The organism is Lactobacillus sp. W8093 (assembly GCF_016100925.1).
GTDB lineage: Bacteria > Bacillota > Bacilli > Lactobacillales > Lactobacillaceae > Lactobacillus > Lactobacillus helsingborgensis.
Genome location: NZ_JACFRL010000005.1, coordinates 1 through 20991, shown reverse-complemented (window position 1 = coordinate 20991; position 20991 = coordinate 1). Strand labels below are relative to the sequence as shown.

Annotated in this window: 18 protein-coding genes; 4 read left to right on the top strand and 14 right to left on the bottom strand. The window is 37.6% G+C overall.

What is annotated here, in order from left to right; genetic code table 11:
- Position 1: 1 nt before the first annotated feature.
- Positions 2 to 3496 carry a transcription-repair coupling factor gene (mfd, locus tag H3T47_RS04315; protein ID WP_199282676.1) on the bottom strand — a complete coding sequence of 1165 codons (3495 nt, stop codon included), beginning with the start codon at positions 3494 to 3496 and terminating at the stop codon, positions 2 to 4.
- 1 nt (position 3497) lies between these two features.
- Positions 3498 to 4064: an aminoacyl-tRNA hydrolase gene (gene pth / locus H3T47_RS04310; RefSeq protein WP_109918684.1), complete on the bottom strand. Its 567-nt coding sequence runs from the start codon at positions 4062 to 4064 to the stop codon at positions 3498 to 3500.
- Positions 4065 to 4288: 224 nt separating this feature from the next.
- On the opposite strand from pth, the gene cbpA reads away from it, so the two are divergent.
- Positions 4289 to 4996 (top strand): cyclic di-AMP binding protein CbpA, encoded by a 708-nt coding sequence (gene cbpA / locus H3T47_RS04305; protein WP_199282675.1) that lies wholly within the window; start codon positions 4289 to 4291, stop codon positions 4994 to 4996.
- A 56-nt stretch (positions 4997 to 5052) separates the two neighbouring features.
- Here cbpA and alr read toward each other — a convergent pair whose 3' ends face one another.
- From alr to H3T47_RS04255, 10 genes are all read right to left on the bottom strand, one after another.
- Positions 5053 to 6180, bottom strand: coding sequence for an alanine racemase (alr, locus tag H3T47_RS04300; protein ID WP_199282674.1), 1128 nt, complete (start codon positions 6178 to 6180; stop codon positions 5053 to 5055).
- 2 nt (positions 6181 to 6182) lie between these two features.
- A complete protein-coding gene (gene acpS, locus H3T47_RS04295; RefSeq protein ID WP_199282673.1) occupies positions 6183 to 6536 on the bottom strand; it encodes a holo-ACP synthase in 354 nt (117 codons plus the stop codon).
- A 79-nt stretch (positions 6537 to 6615) separates the two neighbouring features.
- Positions 6616 to 8100 (bottom strand): DEAD/DEAH box helicase, encoded by a 1485-nt coding sequence (locus H3T47_RS04290; RefSeq protein ID WP_038523829.1) that lies wholly within the window; start codon positions 8098 to 8100, stop codon positions 6616 to 6618.
- 10 nt (positions 8101 to 8110) lie between these two features.
- Complete coding sequence (murF, locus tag H3T47_RS04285; RefSeq protein ID WP_199282672.1) at positions 8111 to 9478, bottom strand: UDP-N-acetylmuramoyl-tripeptide--D-alanyl-D-alanine ligase; 1368 nt, start codon at positions 9476 to 9478, stop codon at positions 8111 to 8113.
- 132 nt (positions 9479 to 9610) lie between these two features.
- The gene (locus H3T47_RS04280) at positions 9611 to 9859 is read right to left on the bottom strand and encodes a type B 50S ribosomal protein L31 (protein WP_038523835.1); all 249 of its coding nucleotides are present in this window, start codon (positions 9857 to 9859) and stop codon (positions 9611 to 9613) included.
- A gap of 116 nt (positions 9860 to 9975) precedes the next feature.
- Positions 9976 to 10821 (bottom strand): transporter substrate-binding domain-containing protein, encoded by an 846-nt coding sequence (locus tag H3T47_RS04275; RefSeq protein ID WP_199282671.1) that lies wholly within the window; start codon positions 10819 to 10821, stop codon positions 9976 to 9978.
- Between the two features lie 10 nt (positions 10822 to 10831).
- Positions 10832 to 11572: an amino acid ABC transporter ATP-binding protein gene (locus H3T47_RS04270; RefSeq protein WP_199282670.1), complete on the bottom strand. Its 741-nt coding sequence runs from the start codon at positions 11570 to 11572 to the stop codon at positions 10832 to 10834.
- Positions 11573 to 11577: 5 nt separating this feature from the next.
- Positions 11578 to 12255, bottom strand: coding sequence for an amino acid ABC transporter permease (locus tag H3T47_RS04265; protein ID WP_199282669.1), 678 nt, complete (start codon positions 12253 to 12255; stop codon positions 11578 to 11580).
- Complete coding sequence (locus tag H3T47_RS04260; RefSeq protein WP_046327511.1) at positions 12236 to 12895, bottom strand: amino acid ABC transporter permease; 660 nt, start codon at positions 12893 to 12895, stop codon at positions 12236 to 12238. Before H3T47_RS04260 ends, H3T47_RS04265 begins: the two co-directional genes overlap by 20 nt.
- A 453-nt stretch (positions 12896 to 13348) precedes the next feature.
- Complete coding sequence (locus tag H3T47_RS04255) at positions 13349 to 14125, bottom strand: MurR/RpiR family transcriptional regulator (RefSeq protein WP_199282668.1); 777 nt, start codon at positions 14123 to 14125, stop codon at positions 13349 to 13351.
- 133 nt (positions 14126 to 14258) lie between these two features.
- Here H3T47_RS04255 and H3T47_RS04250 point away from each other — a divergent pair, with 133 nt between their 5' ends.
- Positions 14259 to 15716: a glycoside hydrolase family 1 protein gene (locus H3T47_RS04250; protein WP_199282667.1), complete on the top strand. Its 1458-nt coding sequence runs from the start codon at positions 14259 to 14261 to the stop codon at positions 15714 to 15716.
- The gene (locus tag H3T47_RS04245; protein WP_199282666.1) at positions 15709 to 17130 is read left to right on the top strand and encodes a PTS transporter subunit EIIC; all 1422 of its coding nucleotides are present in this window, start codon (positions 15709 to 15711) and stop codon (positions 17128 to 17130) included. The genes H3T47_RS04250 and H3T47_RS04245 overlap by 8 nt, the downstream gene beginning before the upstream one ends.
- A 158-nt stretch (positions 17131 to 17288) precedes the next feature.
- Here the strand turns inward: H3T47_RS04245 and H3T47_RS04240 are convergent, their stop codons facing one another.
- Together H3T47_RS04240 and rbsK are read right to left on the bottom strand one after the other, a co-directional pair.
- Positions 17289 to 18197, bottom strand: coding sequence for an L-lactate dehydrogenase (locus H3T47_RS04240; RefSeq protein ID WP_199282665.1), 909 nt, complete (start codon positions 18195 to 18197; stop codon positions 17289 to 17291).
- 151 nt (positions 18198 to 18348) lie between these two features.
- Positions 18349 to 19263: a ribokinase gene (rbsK, locus tag H3T47_RS04235; protein ID WP_199282664.1), complete on the bottom strand. Its 915-nt coding sequence runs from the start codon at positions 19261 to 19263 to the stop codon at positions 18349 to 18351.
- Between the two features lie 199 nt (positions 19264 to 19462).
- Here rbsK and H3T47_RS04230 point away from each other — a divergent pair, with 199 nt between their 5' ends.
- Complete coding sequence (locus H3T47_RS04230; protein ID WP_199282663.1) at positions 19463 to 20770, top strand: APC family permease; 1308 nt, start codon at positions 19463 to 19465, stop codon at positions 20768 to 20770.
- The last annotated feature ends 221 nt before the right edge of the window (positions 20771 to 20991 follow it).

Here is a 20991-nt window from a genome sequence, read left to right as displayed (position 1 = left end):
CTTATCTTTGAATAATATCACTTGCTGCAGTCATAAAAGTAATTAAATTATTGAATAGTTGCCGGTTGTTTATATTAGTAGGCAATTCCAACAGCACAACCATTCTCTTAGATGGAGTCAGGTTGATTTTAGCTTTAAACGAAACATGTTCCAGTGCTTTAAAAATATTTGGTCCTTTTAGTTCATCAGAAGCTGCTCTTGCAAATTCGATTTTTATCTGATTGGCACTTATTTTAGTAATATTGCGTACTTGGGCCAAATCAGCCTCGGATTTTAATGCGGAAATTGCCAATAAATTTTCAACCGGTTTTGGATAATTTCCAAAACGATCAATCAATTCATCCTGAATTTGCACTATGTCAGCAGCACTTGCGGATTTTATCTTCTTATAAAATTCAATTTTTTCCTCTTGGTCACCAATATAATTATCTGGAATATATGCTTCGAGACCCAAATCAATTTCAGTATTGCTCTTTTTGACTTTCTTCTTAGTCTTACGATTTTTAATAGCATCAGCCAGCATTTGAGAATATAGGTCGTAACCAACACTATCAATGAAGCCATGTTGCTGTGATCCTAACATATTGCCGGCCCCGCGGATAGCTAAATCTCGCATCGCTATTTTAAAGCCGGAACCCAGTTCAGTAAAATCACGTATTGCGTCTAAACGCTTTTCTCCAATTTCTGTTAGCACCTTGTTAGGTTGATATAAGAAATAAGCATAAGCTAAGCGGGCGCTGCGACCAATCCGACCACGCAATTGGTAGAGTTGACTCAAGCCATAATGATCAGCATTCTCAACAATCATAGTATTAACGTTGGGCATATCAATACCTGTTTCAATTATGGTGGTAGTGACTAAAATATCAAATTCACGGTTTAAGAAACGATATAAAATATCTTCCATCAAGTTCTTGCTCATCCGACCATGCACACTGACAATTCTTGCCGTAGGAATTAAGTTTTCTAGTTCAGTAACCACATCATCAATATCCCCCACACGATTATGCAGGTAAAACACCTGACCGCCGCGTTCCATCTCCCGCAAGCAGGCATCTTTAACAACACTTGGGATTTGCTCCATTACATAAGTTTGAATGGGGTACCTATTAGAAGGGGGCGTCTCCATAACTGAAAGGTCGCGCACACCGACCATAGACATGTGCAAAGTCCGCGGAATTGGAGTAGCGGTCAATGTAAGAACATCAATATTAGCTTTTAATTCCTTTAGCCTTTCTTTATGCTTTACCCCAAATCGTTGCTCCTCGTCAACTATCAGCAAGCCCAAGTCTTTGAATTGCACATCTTTTGACAATAACCTGTGTGTGCCAACTACTAAGTCAATTTTACCCGTCTTTAAACCTGCAGTAATTTTTTTAGCTTCAGCTGGAGTTTGAAAACGGGACAAGACAGCATAATTAACAGGAAAATTCTTAAAACGGTCCTGAATGGTTTCATAATGTTGTTGCGCCAAAATAGTAGTAGGCACCAAAAATGCTACTTGTTTATTATCTTCAATAGCTTTAAAAGCTGCCCTGAGCGCTACTTCGGTCTTGCCAAAACCCACATCCCCTACTAGTAAGCGGTCCATGGGTTTATCTTGCTCCATATCATGTTTTATTTCTTTAATTGACCGCAACTGATCCGGCGTTTCCACATAAGGAAAAGCATCCTCAAATTGGCGCTGTAAATCATCATCTTTTGAAAAGGCAAACCCTTTTTCCGATTCTCTTTTAGCATAAAGATCAATTAATTCATCGGCAATATCTTCAACTTTAGACTGTACACGACTTTTAGTCTTAGCCCATTCACTGCCACCGAGTTTGTTGACGTGTGGTCTTTTACCTTCTGAAGCGACATATTTTTGCACCAACTTCAACTGGTCAGCCGGAACAAATAATTGATCGCCATGTTGATAGGTAATGGTAATGTAGTCGCGTTTGACCCCGTTATTTTCTAAAGTCTTGATCCCTTCAAAGCGACCAATACCATGATTAACATGAACAACGTAATCTCCCGGCTTTAGTTCCGTATAACTACGCAATCTTTGCGCATTTTCTAAAGTTCTAATTCTGCGATTGTGATGAGTTACTTTATTAAAAAGCTCGTGTTCAGTTAAATAAACTAAATTATTATTAGGTAAGGTAAAACCACTAGTAAAAAAGCCCACTGTAATTTGGGTCTGTTTTTCACTTAAATCGCCAGGGTTTACTATTGGAATATCCATACCAAATTCAGCCATTGTTTGACTGATTTGCTTAGCTCTTTTATTATTGTCAGCTTGCAAAATAACGGTCTGACCCTTTTTTTGAAATGATTCGATTTCAGACTTAATCAGGGGCATTTGACTGAAGAACTGTTCGGGTTCTCTAGTTTGCCAGTCAAACAACTGACCCAGTTTTATTCTACCGATACTGCGTTGAAATAATGAAAAGTAGATATGATTATGCTCATCTTTGCCCCAGACCTTGTGAAAATCGCTTCTCAAACTCTGTCCGGGAATCATCGCACCAGTCTTTAATTCATCATCAATAAAGCCCTGATTCTGCTGATCCACCGTCTTAACGGCTTGATTTATTAATGGCCAATCGTCTAACATTACCAAACCAGTATTTGATAAGTAGTCAAGTAAACTGCGCGGCTTGTCAATTAAAAAATCAACTAAAAAAGCGTAATTTTGGGGCAAAAAGCCATTATCTAACTCAGCTAAAGCGTCAGCAAAATGCTCACTGACATTTTTTTCAGGTGCAGGAGCATCTGCCACTGCTTTTCTGATCATCTTAGCAGCGCGCTCAAAGTCGCTTTTAGTAAAAACGCGGTCCTGAGCTGCAGATACAAATAAGTGGTCAATTTGTTTTTGGCTTCTTTGACTGGCAAGGTCAAATTCCTTGATAGTGTCAATTTCATCACCAAAGAATTCTATTCTCACGGGACTTTCACGATCAAGAGGATAAATATCCAAAATATCTCCTCGTAAGGCGAATTCACCTGGCTTGGCAACCAAATTTTCTCGCCGAAAACCCGCTTGGACTAACCAACTTGTTAATTCAGATAAATCGAATTCTTTTCCCGACTTAAATTCACGTCTTGCTGCTTGGTAGTCTGTTGGAGCAGATAATTTATATTGCAAAGCTTGGGGAGTAGCGACCACCACGCCCTTTTCTGCACTAAGCAAAAAATTTAAAGCCTGAATACGGCTGCTCAACTCATCTGGTGAGGTAACAGCAGTTTGAGTCGCAATTGTAGCATCAACTGGAAAAATCTGCACGCTTTCTTCAGGCAAAAGCTGGACTAATTCACTATAGATTTTCTGAGCCTTATTCTCGTTTTCTTCCAGTAAAATTATCGGTCTTGCCAGTGTCATTACAATCTGGCACAAGAGCATGTCAAAAGCACCGGCATTAGCACCGGTGATTAGTGAATTTTTAACTGTAGTAGTTCTATTAATAAAATCTGTCAGATCATGATCTTTGGCTATTATTTCTGTTAAACGCATTTTAATTGTATTTATTCATCAAATATTGGCTGCTCCTTCCAGCTATGAAATCAGAAATAACTTCACTGGCTGTGGCATAAGCAGTATCCATTAACTTTTGTTGTTCCGTATTAAACTGTGAAAGTACCCAAGAAACTACACTCGCTTCTGTCACGTTATCTGGGTGTCTGATACCAATTTTTAGGCGGTTAAAATCACTGGTACCTAAGTCACGAATAATACTCTTAATACCATTATGACCGCCTGACTTGCCATTTGCACGGATACGGATTTTACTTAAAGGCATGTCCATGTCATCATGAATTATTAGTATGTCTTGCGGGTTAACTTTAAAGAAACGGGCAAATTGCGCCACCGAACGACCAGAATCGTTCATAAAAGTTTGTGGCTCAAGCAAAATAACATCATTGCCAGCAATTTTTTGCTTGGTATATTTGCCTTCAAACTTTTCCCGTTCTAAAGTTAAAGAATTTTTTTGTAAAAAATAATTTAAAGCCATAAAACCGGTATTATGTTTCGTGCCGTCATATTTTTTGCCTGGATTACCCAGACCTGCTATAATTTTCATCTAAATTCCCCTTATTTTTAGTCGTATTTAATGATAGCACAATCACAACGCTTGATTTTGGCAAAGACTATTACACTTTAATTTCATTGCATAAAATAAGCTTTTTAAATTAAGTAGCACGTGCTAAAATTTATTTAATTGATGATTTTATTTTCATTTTTATTTAATCATTATTCTTTTTATGATATAATCATTGAGATTTATTTTTTTACGGAGGCAGTTTCATGCTTATCAAATCTTTAGTTATTAAAAAAGATTATTTAACTACAGTTAACGAACACGCTACTCTTGAAGAAGCACTTAAAATTTTAGAGGATTCTGGCTTCAGATGTGTGCCAATTTTAGATGATACTGGTACTATTTTCCGCGGTAATATTTACAAGATGCATATATACCGCCATAAGTCACAGGGTAAAGACATGAACTTGCCGGTAACTTATTTATTAAAAAATGCTACCAAAACAATAAAAGTTAATTCGCCATTTTTTAAAGTTTTCTTCACAATTAAAGATTTGCCCTACATTTCGGTTTTAGATGAAGAAAACAAGTTTTATGGGATATTAACTCACTCAAGATTACTTGATATGCTGTCAGATGCTTGGAACATTAAAAACGGTTCTTATGTCTTAACAGTGTTAACTGATAATTCACGTGGTAATTTAGCTAAAATGACCAGAATCATTAGTAAGTTCTCTGCCATTGCCGGTGTTATGAGTTTAGATGCTTCAACAGCTAGTAAAAGTGACAATTCTGTCAGACGCATTTTATTTACTTTGCCTGCCGGTGTAGGCGAGGACACACTAAAAGAAATCGTTAAAAGACTTGAGCGCAAAGGCTATGTGGTTGCTGAAATCGAAGATCTGCAAGCAGGAATGACATTAATGAGTGATGAAAATCCTGGCGTTTACGTTAACCAAGACGAAAATAATTAGATAATAACTAATTAAAGACATAAAAAACATTGCAAGAAGAAGTGCAATGTTTTTTTTTAATTATAATATTTGCGGGGCAAGCGGTCATCAAGTAGGCAAGCCACTTCATAATGAATACTGTCAACATAATCAGCAGCTTTTTTGATTGAATTAGGCGCTGCCGGATTATTAGAAATCAGAACCACTTTAGTCCCTACTGCCATTTCATAGGGTAATAGCACCATAAGTTGATCCATGCAGACCCTGCCAACAATTGGACAAAATTCGTTACCAACTTTAATCTTGAAGCCTTGAAATTTACGGATAAAGCCGTCAGCATAGCCCACTGGCACCGTGCCAATAATTTGATCCTTATCAGCGATGTAAGTTGAACCATAGCCGACGCCCTGCCCTTGATGTATTGTGTGGACCTGAACTAATTCACTCACAAATGACAGTGCCGGCTTTAATTTGATTTGAACTGGTAAATCAGGACTTGTAGGGTTTGAAGAAGGGTTTAGACCATAAATTCCAATGCCAAAGCGTACTAGATCGCTATGAACTTTTTTATTAAAAACACTAGCAGCAGTGTTATCAACGTGAATCCATCTTGGTTTTACTTTAAGTAACTTTTTAAAGTGTGTAAATCTGTCAACTTGACCTTGAAAATAAGTATCATCTGCACTATCAGCTGAAGCAAAATGGGTGAACATCCCCTCAACATCAAAATTGGGATTATTTAATAGAAAATCATTTGCTGCATTAAATTCACTATCTTCGCTAAAACCAATGCGTCCCATGCCTGAATCAACTGCCAGATGAATTTTTAACTGTAAATTATTTCCTGCAAGGTTAGTTTGTGCGTCTTTGAGCCATTTTAAACTGGGAACAGTCAAAGAAATACCGTTAGCTGCAGCAAGAGCCGCATAGTCAGCTTGGGTCACGCCTAATACTAAAATTGGTGCAATTATTCCTGCCCGCCTAAGTTCTAAAGCTTCGTCTAGTATAGCAACACAAAAGCCGCTGGCTCCTGCTTTTACAGCTTCTTGGGCAATTCTGACTGCACCATGACCATAGGCATTAGCCTTTACTACGGCAAATAATTTCTGCCCAGGCTGTAGGTGCTTAATTTCTTGTTCAATATTTTGTCTAATTGCAGCTAAATCAACATATACAGCTGCTGGTCTATGGAATCCTGGAACCATTTTTACTTCTCCAACACAATTAATGTTACTATTTCATGACGATCGTGGCTGATACTTGGAAAAATCTTGCCGGTAAATTTGCTAGATGTTGTAACTGGGTGCCCCAATTCATCCCACAAGGTTTCAATATCCTGTAAGCCTACACCTTTACCAAAACCTATGCCTAAAGCTTTTACAAAAGATTCTTTAAGGGAAAAACGGCCACCTAAATATTCAACTTTTCGTTTTCCTGCTAGTTTCTCATACTGTGCAAATTCTTTTGGCGTTAGCGCCTTGCGCGCGAAGTTATCACCTTTGGCGACAATTTTTTTGACCCGTTCAACTTCAACAACGTCTATACCGACTCCAACAATCATTTTATTTACCTCTTAGTATAGAAATTTATAATATTAAAAAAGAGTTGTAAATTGTTGCAACCCTTTTTTAGTAAAATCGTTAATCTTTTTTGTTCTTAATCACAAAATTATGACCATTGCCGGATCTTCTTGAATGTCCGCCGCGATAACTTCCACGGCTGCGACTGCCGCCACGATAACCGCCGCGACTATTCTTACCACGATTATAACGACCACGGCCTCTGCCACCACGACCATTGCCCTTATACGGCAATGGTTTTTCGGAACTAATCTTAACTTCAACACTGGAAGAATCCTTAGACAAGTTTTTAAGAAAAGCAGAAACTAAATCAACCGCAGAATAATTTTCTAATAACTCGTCCGCATCATCAGTATATTTAGATAAGTCCTCTTTCATGATATCTTCAATCTTGGACTTTGCAACTTTAAGTTGACCGCGCAACGCTTGATCATCAGATGGTGGACGCAGCGGTGTCATTTTCTTCTTAGTTAGCTGTTCAATTGTTCTCATGTAGCCAATTTCATTTGGTGTAACAAAAGTAATTGAGCAACCATTTTGACCAGCACGTCCAGTACGACCGATCCGGTGAACATAAGAATCAGGATCTTGAGGAATATCATAGTTGTAAACATGGGTCACACCAGAAATATCCAATCCCCGGGCAGCCACATCTGTAGCAACTAGGATATCCAACTTGCCGGCACGAAATCTTTTTAATACGGTAATTCTACGAGCCTGTGACAAATCACCGTGAATACCGGCAGCATTATAGCCACGTGCTTGCAGTCCTCTTGTGACTTCATCAACTCTACGTTTAGTCCTAACAAAGACTACTGCCAAATCAGGACTTTCAACATCTATCAACCGGCACATTATATCGAATTTTTCTGCATCCTTAGCACGGACGAAATATTGGTCTATTAAATCAGCAGTTAATTCCTTAGTTTTAATGCGCACAATTTCAGGATTGTTCATGAACTTTTCACTGATGTTCAAAATCGGCTTAGGCATCGTGGCACTAAACAACAAGGTTTGTTTGCGATTTTTAACGTAACTTAAAATACTTTCAATGTCTTGGATAAAACCCATGTCCAGCATTTCATCAGCTTCATCTAAAACAATGGTATTAACATTTTCTAAATTAATAGTCTTGCGTTTTAAGTGATCGAGCAAACGTCCCGGCGTACCTACTAAAATAGCCGGCACATGATTTTTCAAAGAGCGAATTTGGCGACCAATATCGGCACCGCCATATACAACCTGTACACGCGCATTTTCATCGCGCCCCAGTCTAAAAAGTTCTTCCTGAGTTTGAATAGCAAGTTCCCTTGTTGGTTCAATAATTAATGCTTGGATTACCTTATTATGTTTATCCAAATTCTGCAAAATCGGCAATGCGAAAGCTGCTGTTTTACCGGTACCGGTTTGAGCTTGACCAATCACGTCCTTACCAGCTAAAGCCAAAGGAATTGTTTGTTCCTGTATTGGCGTGGCTTCCTCAAAGCCTGAACGCTTAATTGCTTTTAAAAGCTCATCTTTTAAACCTAATTCTGAAAATTTCACTAAATTCTCCTTACCTAAGCCGTTCAACTACTTTTTCAAGGTGCATTCCGTGCGAACCTTTTAAGACTACTATGTCGTTTGGCTTAATATCATTTTTTAAATCTGCAATCATGTGTTGCATTTCGTCTTGGGTGTAATAATGCAAATTTTCGGGATCGTAACTGCTTTTTAATGCTTCAGCCAGATGTTTCATTTCTGTACCAAACAGGTAAACTTCATTAATTACCTGCGGGTCTAAACAATCTGCTAACCCAGCATGAAGTGCAGCTGATCTTGGCCCTAGTTCCAGCATATCGCCCAAAACGGCAATTCTATGGCTTCCAGCAGGAACCTGAATCTGCCCAAAACTGGTTATCACAGCACGCACGGCAGTAGGATTGGAATTATAGACATCACTCATAATGTCCTCACCTACATCGCCTTTTTCCCATTCCATTCTGTTTGCGGTCGGGGTAAATTTTTCTAAAGCGCAAGCAATTTCTTCATCGCTTTCACCAAAATGACGTCCGACACAAATAGCAGACAGCGCGTTAGAAACATTATGTTTACCAATCATTGGAATGGAAAATTTACGTTCAGAGTTATTGACTGTAAAAGTAGCATGGTGCTTATAGCTGCGATAACCTGTTGCATAAACTGTATCATTTTTTGCAAAACCAAATGTAACTTTTGCTTGTTTTATTTTAGCAGCTCTTTCACGTAAAAGCGGTTCATCACCGTTATATATCAATTCGCCGTCTTCACGTAAAAAATCCGTAATTTCCATTTTAGCATCTGCAATTCCAGCACGTGAACCAAGAAATTCAATGTGAGCCTCACCAATCATGGTAATAACAGTGACATCAGGGTGAGTCAATTCACTCAATTGGTGTAATTGCCCAGCATGATCCATACCCATTTCTAAAACCAGAATTTCTGTATTTGGTTTCATATCTAAGATAGTCATAGGTACGCCAATTTCATTGTTGAAGTTAGCGTCAGTTTTATGAACATTGAACCTTTTAGCTAAAACTGCTGCTGTCATATCTTTAGTAGTTGTTTTACCATTTGAACCGGTAATGCCAACAACAGTAGGATTTACCTTATTTAAATAGTACTGTGCCAATTGCTGCATACTCTTGAGAGGATCTTCTACTTCTAAGACAGCGATATTATCAGGCTTGTTCGGATGACCTTTTTGCCATAATGTCGCACTAGCACCATTACTGATAGCACTATTAATAAAGTCATGACCATCCCGTTCACCTTTTAGCGGTACAAACAAGCCACCCGCAGCGATCTCTCTTGAATCAAAGGCAACAGAAGTAATAACAGTTTGCTCGTTACCCTCACACTTTGAATTAATTGCTTTGGCTATTTCTGCCAGTTGCATTTTCATCTTGTCTCTCCTAGCCAAAAAAGAATTTTTTTGCTAAAGAAGTAATTATACTCCTTAATAAAGTAGTATATCAATTAAGTTTCACATAAAAAAGCAGCCCCAATGGGGCTGCCTTCCACCAGATTGAAGATATTACTTGTTGTTCATGCCATATTTCTTGTTGAACTTTTCGATTCGACCGTCGGCTTGAGCAAACTTTTGCTTGCCAGTATAGAATGGGTGTGAATCTGAAGTAATTTCAACACGGATTAATGGGTAAGTCTTACCTTCGTAATCTACTGTCTCTTTTGATGTTAAAGTTGAACCAGCGACAAATTTTGCACCTGTAGCTGAATCCATAAAGACTACTTGTTGGTAATCTGGATGAATACCTTGTTTCATAATTTATTACTCCTTTGCCATGACTCCTATTGCAAGTCATAGATTAATCGATTAACGTTTAATACCTTATCATCTTTAAAGGTAAATTTCAAGACTTATTTATTATAGCAGCTGGATTAATTTAAAACAATATCGCTAGGTTTAACCTCTTTACCAAAATAAGGTTTTAATTCCTTATTATAATCAGCAATAAAGAACTTTTTCTTAGTTAATTTAGTAATTTCTTTATTAGTCCAGTTTAAAAGTGACTTATTGCCTTTTTTAACTGCGGGTGAGATAAATTGATTAGGCCCAATGTTTTTAATTCCAACCGAGTAATTAGGGTTCTTTTTTACCCAAGCATAGAGATAGGAATTGTCATCCGCTAAAGCAGCAGCGCGTTTATTTTTAAAAGCATTAAATTGCTGCGTTTTGGAATCAAATTTCAACAAGTCTACGCCGCCTTTTTTGGTAAAATAATTTTCTGCTGTTGTACCCTTGTTGACAATTAAGTTTTTACCCTTTAACTGACTTGCGCTAGTAATTGGGGAATTCTTAGGAGAAACTACACCAACCGATACTTTCATGTATGGTTTAGCAAAATCAACTACTTGTTTACGCTCGGGTGTCACCGTGAAGTTGGCTAAAATTATATCGGCCTTATTTGAATTCAGAGTGTCAACGCGGTTGTTGGCATTAACTTGGGTAAATTTCACTTTAACACCCATATCTTTTGCCATTTGGCGTGCAAGGCGAACGTCGTAACCCACGCGATTGCCGTGCTCATCAACCCAACCATAAGGTGGCAGATCGCCAAATACGGCAACTCGTAAAACTCCCCGTTTTTTAATTGCGCTCACACTGCTTTCGTTTGCACTACTATTGTTACTTGTTCCTGATTTGATACCAAAAAATGCTGCCACAGCTATGATTAAAACTACTAAAATTCCAATGATGATATTTCTATTTTTTTTGTTTTTCATTTTTTACTCCTTAAAAATCCATACTCGTGAGAAAATCACGGGCACGATCAGTTTGTGGGTGTGCAAAAAACTCTTTGCCAGAAGTATTTTCTAAGATCTTACCGTCTTCTAAAAATAACACTTGGTCCGCTATTTGCCGCGCAAAGTTCATTTCATGAGTGACGATAATCATCGTCATATGGTCTTTTTTAGCCAAGTCTGCCATGATCTGCAAAACGCCACGAACCATTTCCGGATCCAGTGAAGCTGTCACTTCATCAAAGAGCATGATTTCGGGGTGAAGGGCTAGAGCGCGAACAATTGCAATACGCTGCTTTTGACCACCTGACAATTCTCGGGGGTAGGTATCGACGTATTCGTCTAGTTCCACCCGCTTTAGCAAGCTGATAGCTTCAGCCCTAACCTCTTTTTCAGAACGTTTCTGCACCTTGACTGGGGCAAGCATGATGTTTTCAATCACAGTTAAATTAGGAAAGAGGTCGTAACTCTGAAAGACCATGCCAATTTTTTGCCGCAAAGCTTGCCAAGTTTTACCAGAGCCATCTATTTTTTTGCCCTTGAAGTAAATAGCACCACTGCTAAATGTTTCAAGTCCATTTAAACACCTGATTAGTGTACTTTTACCAGAACCGGATGGACCTAATAAAGTCAGCACCTCACCCCTGTGCAATGTCAGGTTAATATCATGCAGAGCCTGCCAATCACCATAATACTTGTTCAAATTTTCAACTCGTAAAATTTCTTCTGTCATTTTCCTTACCTCTTTTGCCTGGCAGCTAGGCGCTTAGCCCAAAGGGACAACGGATAATCAATTGCAAAGTACAAAATAAAAATCAAGCCGTAAATCCAAAAAACTGCACTCGGATACTGCTGGTTGTTGGCTTCAATAATCTGCTGCCCAATTGCAATCACATCCATGATGCTGATCAGCATGAGTAGCGATGTAGTTTTAATCACCCGCGTAGCTAAATTTATGGTCGCTGGTAATTCTAATTGCATTGCTTGCGGTAGCAAGACATAGCAAAATAATTGACTAGCGCTCAAGCCCAATGCTTGACCGGATTCTTTTTGCGTAACTGGTACTGACTCAATAGCTCCGCGCACAATATCACTAAATTCAGCTGACACCCATAATGAAAAGGCCAAGACTGCCATCCAACTAGCCGGCCAATTGATATGCAAGCTCCGCGGCAAAATGTAGTAAACCAGATACAGCAAGACAATAGTAGGAACAATACGGAAAAATTCCAGGTAAGCCCGTAAAATAAAGCGAATTGTTTTATTAGGCAGTGTTCTTAAAATGCCAAGCAAGGTTCCCAATACTAAACCGATTAATAAACTGAGTGCAGCGATCCAGACCGAAGTCCACAGACCTTGCAGAATCCGCGCAAAATTATTACCAGCAAAGAAGACGTTAATTGCCGAATGTTCCATAACGCACTTTCCTTTCCACAAAATTTAATAGTAAGATTACTGGCACCAAAATAATGGCATAGGCAATGACCAACACGAGAAGATATTCATTTGAGCGATAATACATTCCGATCAAATCCAAAGCAGTGTTAGTCAGTTCAGGAATTGCAATGACTGAAAAAATCGATGTTTCTTTTATCAAAAAAATAATATTAGCCGTTAGGGCTGGCATACTCAAAGCAAAGCCTTGTGGAAAAACAACGTAGCGTGCTAGTTGCAAATCATTCATCCCTAATGCTTTGCCATCATCAATTTGACTTGGACTAACTCCAGCAAAACCACCTGTGAAACCTTCAGCCATGTAGGCTCCGCCCAAGAATACCAATCCGATGATACCGCAAACTTGGGCCGACATTTTTAAGCCAATGACCGGAAAGGCATAATACAAAAAGAACAATTGAATCAAGAGCGGAGTATTGCGTGCAAGCTCCACGTAAACTGTCAAAACTCTACCCAGTATGGGCACTTTAAAATACTGCACCAAGCTGGTGATAATACCAACAAGGATTGAGCACACAATGCCTACACACGATAGCCAAAGGGTTAATTCAAAGGCTTTTAAAAAAATAGGCAAACTCTGTGTAATTATCTGCCAACTCATTTTTTACCTCCCACTTTTATGCAGACGGCCTGATCTCAGAAAAAGAGCATCAAGCACAGTCACAAAAATAAAAAATCTACGAACTATCTTTTCGTAGATTAAATGTCATAATTGCTAGCACTATTGCGACAAGTGAACGACAAAGACCCAACTGGTTTGATCAGGAATAACCATTACTTTTCCTTATTAGTATTTGGTCTCGCCCTTTTTCATTTCACTTCCTTTTTGTTAGCAACTATCAATGTCTCTAATGCTATGCGTTTACTTACTTTTTGTCAATTATTTGAATTGCCTATTCCTTCACAATATTCAAGTTTGTACACAAAAAAAGCGTTAAGCATTTTCAAATAATCTTAAGATGTGCTTAACGCTTTAACAGCATGATTTTTAGCTCTTTTTCAAATGACGAAAAACCGCTTTTGTGCTTTGTCAGAATAAAATATTTGTTGTTATCTAGAAACTGTCATTATTTAGCAAAACATCAACATAATTACACAAAATATCATTAAAAATGTAGAAAAAGGTGTGGTTGCTAAACAAAAAAGAGTTGTCAACACCGACGTTAGGCAGTACGAAAAGTGCGTTTAACGGTACATCAATGTTTTCATTGGTCGTAACCATGTAGACATTAGCCTTTTTCTCTATTGCACCTCTCATAACAGCATTAGTTAAAATACTGTGACCAGACACTGTATAAACTATAACTACATCATCATTATTAAATAAATACCCAAAATCATTAGCATAATAGATCGAATCCATTATTTGGGCATAAATTCCCAGTGTTTGCAAACTATATTTCAATTGTTGCACTACCGGACTGGATTTACCAGTGCCAATAATTTTAAGTGGTTTGTGTTCAACAATACTGTTTGCTAACTGCTTAATATCATTATCTTTTAGTTTTCCTTTTGTCTCAATTTCGCCGATTTTATCTTTATACGTAGTGATTATCTCATGAATAAAATTATTACTGGAAGTGGCCTTATTCCGCATTCTGCGGTTGATAAATTTGATATATTCATATTTAAATTCCGTGTAGCCGCTAAATCCCAGTGCCTTGCAAAACCTTGTAATGGTATTACGAGAAACATTGATGCTCGATGCTAATTTTGCAATGTTTTTTTCAAGAGCAAACCTGGGATGCTTGATTAATTTATCAGCTACCTTTCGTTCTTGTGGTGTCAGTTTTTGGTAATTTAATTTGATCAGGGTGTCTAGGTCAAGCATATTTTTCTCCTAATTGATTTTTTGCACAAAATGTTTTTATTCATTGTGCCGTTGCACATAGTTGAATTTAATGATAAAGTTTAGCCATGATGTTAGCGTTAACAAATATTTGAAAAGTTTAGAGGTTTTTACTATGGAAAGAACAAAGTTATTTCCTAAAAAATTTTTATGGGGCGGTGCCATTTCTGCTAATCAAGCTGAAGGAGCTTGGAATGAAGACGGAAAGGGTCCTTCAACCGCTGATATTATGCAATGTAATGCTACTGATCTGAATCATCTATCAGTTGAACAAATCAATGCGTTTTTAAAAGATCACAATGATCAAAATTATCCTAAAAGGACTGGAATTGATTTTTATCATAGCTATCAGAATGACATTGACTTACTCTCCCAGATGCACATTAATGCTTTTCGCACATCAATTGCTTGGACTAGATTATTTCCCACTGGAAGTGAGTCTAAACCTAATTCTAAAGCTGTTACTTATTACCGTAACTTATTTAAAAATTTACGAGATCATAATATTGAACCTGTTGTTACATTATCACATTATGAAATGCCAATTAAACTAGTAGTTGAAAAAAATGGTTGGACTAGTCGTGAAGTTATGACAAGTTTTATCCATTTTGCGACAACAGCAATCGATTTATTTCATGACTTGGTGAAATATTGGATACCATTTAATGAAATTGATAGTGTACTGAGGCATCCTTTTGTTAGCGCAGGATTAACATCTAACTTGATTACCAAAAAGAATGAGTACCAAGCTATGCACAATCAGTATGTTGCTAGTGCAAAGATTGTAGAATACGGAAGAAAAATTGATCCCCAAGCACATTTTGGCTGTATGATTACAGGCTTGACTGCGTATCCTTATTCTTGTAAACCGCAAGATGACATGTTGGCGCAACAATTAAGACATTATACTTACTTGTCTGGAGACGTTCAAATAAAGGGACACTATCCTAAATCAACTTATAGGATGTTAACAGAAGATTTAAATTTAGATATCACTAATCAGGACTTAAAAGCAATTGCTACGGGCACCTGTGATTATTTAGCCTTTAGCTATTACATGTCGGTAACAGTTGGAACAGAAAATGATGTAGCCCAAGTAGAAGGTAACACAATTAAGGGTAAAAGCAATCCCTATCTGAAACGAAGCGATTGGGGTTGGCAAATAGACCCTTTGGGATTAAGAATTCTTTGCCAAGATTTATACAATCGTTTTCAAGTTCCCCTATTTATTGTTGAAAACGGTCTGGGGGCACGAGATGTTGTAAATGATGATAAAAAAATTAATGATGATTATCGGATTAGCTATCATCAACAACATCTTGTCCAACTAGAAAAAGTAATTAATGTAGATCACATTGAAGTAATGGGCTATTTAGTATGGGGGCTGATTGATATTGTCAGTTCTTCCACTGCAGAAATGGCTAAAAGATATGGTTTTATTTATGTCGATCGAGATAATAAAGGCAAAGGAACCCAACAACGCTGGCCCAAGAAAAGCTTTTATTGGTATCGTCGAGTAATTGATTCTCAAGGAAAAAATTTGTTTGAGAAAGAAGGAACTAATCATGAATAGCAAAGAAATTGCTCAAGCTTTATTGCCACTAGTTGGCGGGAAACAAAATATAGAAAAAACTTGGCATTGTGCAACTCGCTTACGAGTAATTCCCAAAAACCCTGAATTAATAAATATTGAAAAAATCAAATTAATTTCCGGAGTGATAGGTGTTGTTAAACAGGGGGACCAAATTCAAATAGTCATTGGAAATCGGGTTGATGATGTCTATAATGCTTTTCAAGAATTGATAGCAAATGAAAATGACACCAATTCCGAAACTCAAGAAGTACTCAGAACAAAAACTAAAGAACATACAAATATAATTTCTAAAGTTTTAAGTGCTATTGTAGGTTGCATTACTCCTTTAATACCAGTATTAGTTGCTGGTGGTATGGGAAAATGTTTGATTTTGATTGCTAAAATGGTACATCTCGTATCTGATAAAGATATGACTTATCAAATTCTACTGCTAATATTTGACTCTGCCTTTTATTTTTTGCCAATATTTGTCGCCTTAGCGGCAGCAAAACAATTTAAAGCCAATCCTTATCTAGCAGCACTAGTTGGCTGTGCATTATTAAATCCAACTTTTATTAAATTGGTAGCAAGCGGTAAGCCTTTATCTATCTTCGGACTACCAGTAATGTCCATCAGTTATGGCAGCACCATTATTCCCGCAATTATGGCAATATGGATAATGTCATATATCCAACATTTCTTGGATAAACACTTGTGGAACTCCATTAAACCGTTTATGTCACCATTATTAACCATTCTAATCATAGTTCCGCTAACATTAGTGGTTATAGGACCTGCAATGACAGCAGTGTCATTTGCTTTATCTAAAATTGTCTTTTTCCTAAGTGGCAAATTAGGACCTTTGTCATTGGCCTTATTAGCATTAGTATATCCTTGGATAGTTACAACTGGTATGCACTCAGCACTGGCAATTGCTGGTATCGAAGCAATTAATAAAAACGGTGTAGATCCATTAACTAGAGCTTTAACGCTTATGCATAATATTACCCAAGCATCTGCAACTTTGGCCATTGCGTTCAAGACCAAGAATCCAGAACTTAGAGGTACTGCAATTTCAGCAGGTTTAACAGCACTTTTTGCTGGTATCACTGAACCATGTTTATATGGTGTCACACTCCGTTTGCGTAAACCAATGTATGCGTGTATGATTGGCGGATTTTGTGGCGGGCTATATGCCGGCTTTAAGGGACTAAACGCCTATGTTTTTATGACGCCGGGACTAATTACCCTACCAATGTGGATTAATCCAGCAAATCCTAATAACTTAAGTAATTTATGGACCGCTATCATTGCCATGATTATTGCCGCAGCTGTGTCTTTTGTTATGACTTTAGTTTTAGGCTTTGAAGATATACCTAGTAAAAATAAGCAAGCTGCTCAGGCTTTAGCTTAATATATAACATTATTTTTAGAGCAGAATTTAATTAAAAAATTAGTAACGATTTGACAATAAATTTATAATGCAGTTGCTAATTTAACCACAATAATACCCCCAATTTGTTCACAAATTTGGGGTATTAGTATACAAGCGTGTTTTTAAATTTCAGATATTTAGGCTTGGGATTTTTCCTTAATTGCTTCAGCAGACTTTTGCAGCAATTCTTCTTCTTCGGCAGTTAATTGTAAATCAATTTTGTGAACAATTCCTTCACGCCCAACAATGGCTGGATAAGACATATATGTATCATACTTATCTTGGAAACTTGAAACTGGCAATTCAGTACGGGAATCTGTCAAAACAGCACGGACAATTCTTACAGCAGCGGCAGAAACCCCATAATTAGTGTAATGCTTGCCCATAAAGACAGTTTGTCCACCAAACTTAATTTCATCTTCAAGGTCACTAGGTTCCCATGATTCTGTCTTAACTAATTCTGTTAATGGCTTTTCAAACACTTTAACTGTTGACCAAGCTGTAAATTGTGAATCACCATGCTCACCCAAGGCAAAACCACTTACTGAACGAGGGTCAACATTGAACTTTTTAGCAACAACTTTCTTCATTCTGGCAGTATCAAGTAGTGTACCTGTACCTAAAACATGTTCTTTAGGTAAACCTGTCAATTGTTGGTAAAGACTTGTAATTGCATCTACTGGGTTGGAGATGACAATCAGAATGCCATTAAAGCCACTGCTTTTAATTGAATCAGTAATTGGCTCTAGTTGTTTCTTGTTGTATTCCAATTCTTGGAAACGATCGCCTTTTGTTTCCAAGGATATTTTGCCCAAAGTACTAATAACGATATCAGCATCCTTCAATGCACTATAATCGTTAACAATAATATTAACGTGATTAGTCAAGTTAGCCATTGCATCTTCAAAGTCAATCGCATCTGCCTTAACTTTACCTTCGTTAACATCAATCATTACCAAATCGTCAACCAAACCCGAAATAATTAACTCATGGGCAACGGTACAACCAACGTGTCCATCACCAATAATACCAATCTTAGTTGTCATAATTAAGAGCCTTTCTTCTTAAAAATCAACTTGCTAACATAGCAGTTAACATAATCTAAACTACATTTATATTATATAGAAATAGGGCTTTCAATAACAGAGGTATCTATGTAAAATATTGTAAACTTAATTTTTACCAAAAGAATTGCGCTCACTTAACGAGCTTAATATCTTTAGCAAAAGGGATTGCAGGTTGGGCACCAAACTTTTGCACTGTCAGGGATGAGGCTTTATTTGCAAAAAGAACTGCTTCTTTTAAATTGGTCAAATCCGGTTTGAGGACACTAGTCATAGCTCCAATAAATGTATCTCCAGCAGCAGTGGTATCAACAGCCTTAACTTTAAATGCAGGAATTAATGCACACTGTCCCTGGTAATCGTAAAAAGCACCTTTGGCTCCAATGGTAATAATAACTGTTGCTACACCCTGCTGGTGTAGTTTTGCAGCGGCTTCTTGGGCGGTTTTTTCATCAATTACTTTGATACCGGTAATTGTTTCGGCCTCAGTTTCATTCGGAGTAATAATGTCGGTCAATTTTAACAAGTCTGCTGGAATTTCAGCCAGCGCTGGTGCCGGATTTAAAATAGTTGTGACGCCTTCTGCATGAGCAATCTCGAACCCTTTAATTGTTGCTTCTAGTGGCGTTTCAAACTGGGCGATGAGAAAATCAGAATTGGCGATTAAAGCCTTGTTTTGAACAACTTCATTGGGCCCAAAAGCATAATTAGCGCCAGCATAGATAGTAATTGAATTTTGGCCATTATCATCAACAGTAATAAAAGCTTGACCTGTTGATTCATGAGGCGCAGTAATGATGCCAGAGGTGTTGATGCCTTCTTTTTTGAGCAAATTAAGCATTTCGCTGCCTGGTGCATCATTGCCAACACCACCAATAAAACTAACTTTGCAACCTGATCTGGCAGCTGCTACTGCCTGATTGGCACCCTTACCTCCAGCTGCTGAATAATGACCAGTAGCGTGAACCGTTTCTCCCGGTTTAGGCATTTTCCGTACACGTAAATTGGTATCTAAATTGATACTGCCAATAACAGTGACTCTATTCATTTTTTACTCCTTTTAAAGATAATTTCGGACTTTTTAAACCAAATAATAACATATTCCAACTGCCTTTCAACCACATCTGGCTATTGCACTTTTTCAGCAAATTTTTATTTAAAATTAGTTAAGCCACCATAACTGAACTTTTTATTTTAACGGAGAAAGAATATAATATTTCTTATATTTAAATGAGCAAGGTAAAAATATGAAAAGACAACTTAACTTTTTCGCCGCTTTAGCCACAGTCATGGGCACCATGATAGGCGGAGGCGCTTTTTTTAAAATCGCTAATGTATCAGCATTAACAAATAATGCTTGGCTAAGTATAATCGTGTGGCCTCTTGCGGGTTTTATCACACTGATGGCTGGCTTAACTATAGCCGAGTTGGCGTCAGTTTATCCTAAAGATGGTGGCCCAGTCAGATACTTGGAAGAAATTTACGGTCCTAAAGTAGCTTTTCTTTTCGGTTGGTCCTTAATAATTATCTATTACCCTGCTAATATTGCAGCCCTTTCGATTGTTTTCGCCACGCAACTAAAGGAAATACCGCACTTTAAGGATTTATCAACTACTGTGATTGCTTTAATTGTTATGTTGACTATTCTGTTAATTAATTGGATAGGATCAAAATTAAGTGGTCAAGTACAAAAAATCACTTTAGTCATTAAGTTACTGCCGATTGCTGCCATTATCATCTTTGCTTTATTTTATAGGGGTCCCAATCAGTTAGCGGGTGCGCCGGCACCGCACATTACTTCTTCATCAGGCGCAATGGCTTTTGGGCAGGCATTACTTGCCGTTCTTTTTGCTTACGATGGCTGGCTAAGTATTGGTAATTTGGCTAGTGAAATTAAGAACCCGGCAAAGACATTAGCGAAAGCTATCATTTGGGGACTTTTTGGCGTCACTATTTTTTATACTCTTCTTAATTGGAGTTATGTTAGGGTTATTCCGTGGTCAAAAGTTGTGGGTAATCAAACAACTGCCTTACTTACTGCAAAGAAACTCTTTGGTAGTGTGGGCGGTACGCTTGTTGCCACTGGAATTCTAGTTTCTGTATTTGGCGCGATCAACGGTCACCTGCTTCTTGGTTCCAGAATGCCGTATGTTTTGGGCAGAGAGAACAAATTACCTGCTGCTAAATTTTTTAGCAAGTTAAATAGCAAAACCATTGTCCCTACAAACAGTATGATTTTTGAATGCGCAATCGCTACAGTAATGATCTTTTCCGGAACGTTTGACTCATTAACTAACATGCTTGTTTATGTTTCCTGGATATTTTCAATCTTATTATTTTTAGGTGTTCTTATTTCACGTAAAAAGCAACCAGATATTTTGCGACCATATAAAATGCCGTGGTATCCTTTACCACCTTTATTAGCCATTTGTGGAGCGTTATTCATCGTCATCACAACCACATTAACTCAACCGGTCCTGGCACTTATTGGCATTCTGCTTACACTGAGCGGTTGGCCGGTATATGTTTATGTGCAAAAAAGAAATCGTACTTAAGACTAACAAATGTAATACTTACTATCAGCTAAAGCATTGTTACTTATATAGAAAAAATTTATTTTGAAAATAAGTTTTTATATCAATCCTACTAGATTAAAAAAGCAAACCACCTGAAGTTAACCCTCTAGATTGGTGAAGTGCTCCATAATAGTTAGACATTAATCTGACTATTAGGAGCACTTTTTTCATGACTAAATATTCAACTGCTTTGAAAATGG

Coding starts and splice junctions, on each gene's coding strand:
- H3T47_RS04270 (WP_199282670.1), bottom strand. CDS start 11,572: ATGACAGAAGAAATTTTACGAGTTGAAAATTTGAACAAGTATTATGGT.
- cbpA (WP_199282675.1), top strand. CDS start 4,289: ATGCTTATCAAATCTTTAGTTATTAAAAAAGATTATTTAACTACAGTT.
- pth (WP_109918684.1), bottom strand. CDS start 4,064: ATGAAAATTATAGCAGGTCTGGGTAATCCAGGCAAAAAATATGACGGC.
- alr (WP_199282674.1), bottom strand. CDS start 6,180: ATGGTTCCAGGATTCCATAGACCAGCAGCTGTATATGTTGATTTAGCT.
- H3T47_RS04280 (WP_038523835.1), bottom strand. CDS start 9,859: ATGAAACAAGGTATTCATCCAGATTACCAACAAGTAGTCTTTATGGAT.
- H3T47_RS04275 (WP_199282671.1), bottom strand. CDS start 10,821: ATGAAAAACAAAAAAAATAGAAATATCATCATTGGAATTTTAGTAGTT.
- H3T47_RS04250 (WP_199282667.1), top strand. CDS start 14,259: ATGGAAAGAACAAAGTTATTTCCTAAAAAATTTTTATGGGGCGGTGCC.
- H3T47_RS04265 (WP_199282669.1), bottom strand. CDS start 12,255: ATGGAACATTCGGCAATTAACGTCTTCTTTGCTGGTAATAATTTTGCG.
- rbsK (WP_199282664.1), bottom strand. CDS start 19,263: ATGAATAGAGTCACTGTTATTGGCAGTATCAATTTAGATACCAATTTA.
- H3T47_RS04245 (WP_199282666.1), top strand. CDS start 15,709: ATGAATAGCAAAGAAATTGCTCAAGCTTTATTGCCACTAGTTGGCGGG.
- H3T47_RS04260 (WP_046327511.1), bottom strand. CDS start 12,895: ATGAGTTGGCAGATAATTACACAGAGTTTGCCTATTTTTTTAAAAGCC.
- mfd (WP_199282676.1), bottom strand. CDS start 3,496: ATGCGTTTAACAGAAATAATAGCCAAAGATCATGATCTGACAGATTTT.
- H3T47_RS04240 (WP_199282665.1), bottom strand. CDS start 18,197: ATGACAACTAAGATTGGTATTATTGGTGATGGACACGTTGGTTGTACC.
- H3T47_RS04230 (WP_199282663.1), top strand. CDS start 19,463: ATGAAAAGACAACTTAACTTTTTCGCCGCTTTAGCCACAGTCATGGGC.
- H3T47_RS04255 (WP_199282668.1), bottom strand. CDS start 14,125: ATGCTTGACCTAGACACCCTGATCAAATTAAATTACCAAAAACTGACA.
- acpS (WP_199282673.1), bottom strand. CDS start 6,536: ATGATTGTTGGAGTCGGTATAGACGTTGTTGAAGTTGAACGGGTCAAA.
- murF (WP_199282672.1), bottom strand. CDS start 9,478: ATGAAAATGCAACTGGCAGAAATAGCCAAAGCAATTAATTCAAAGTGT.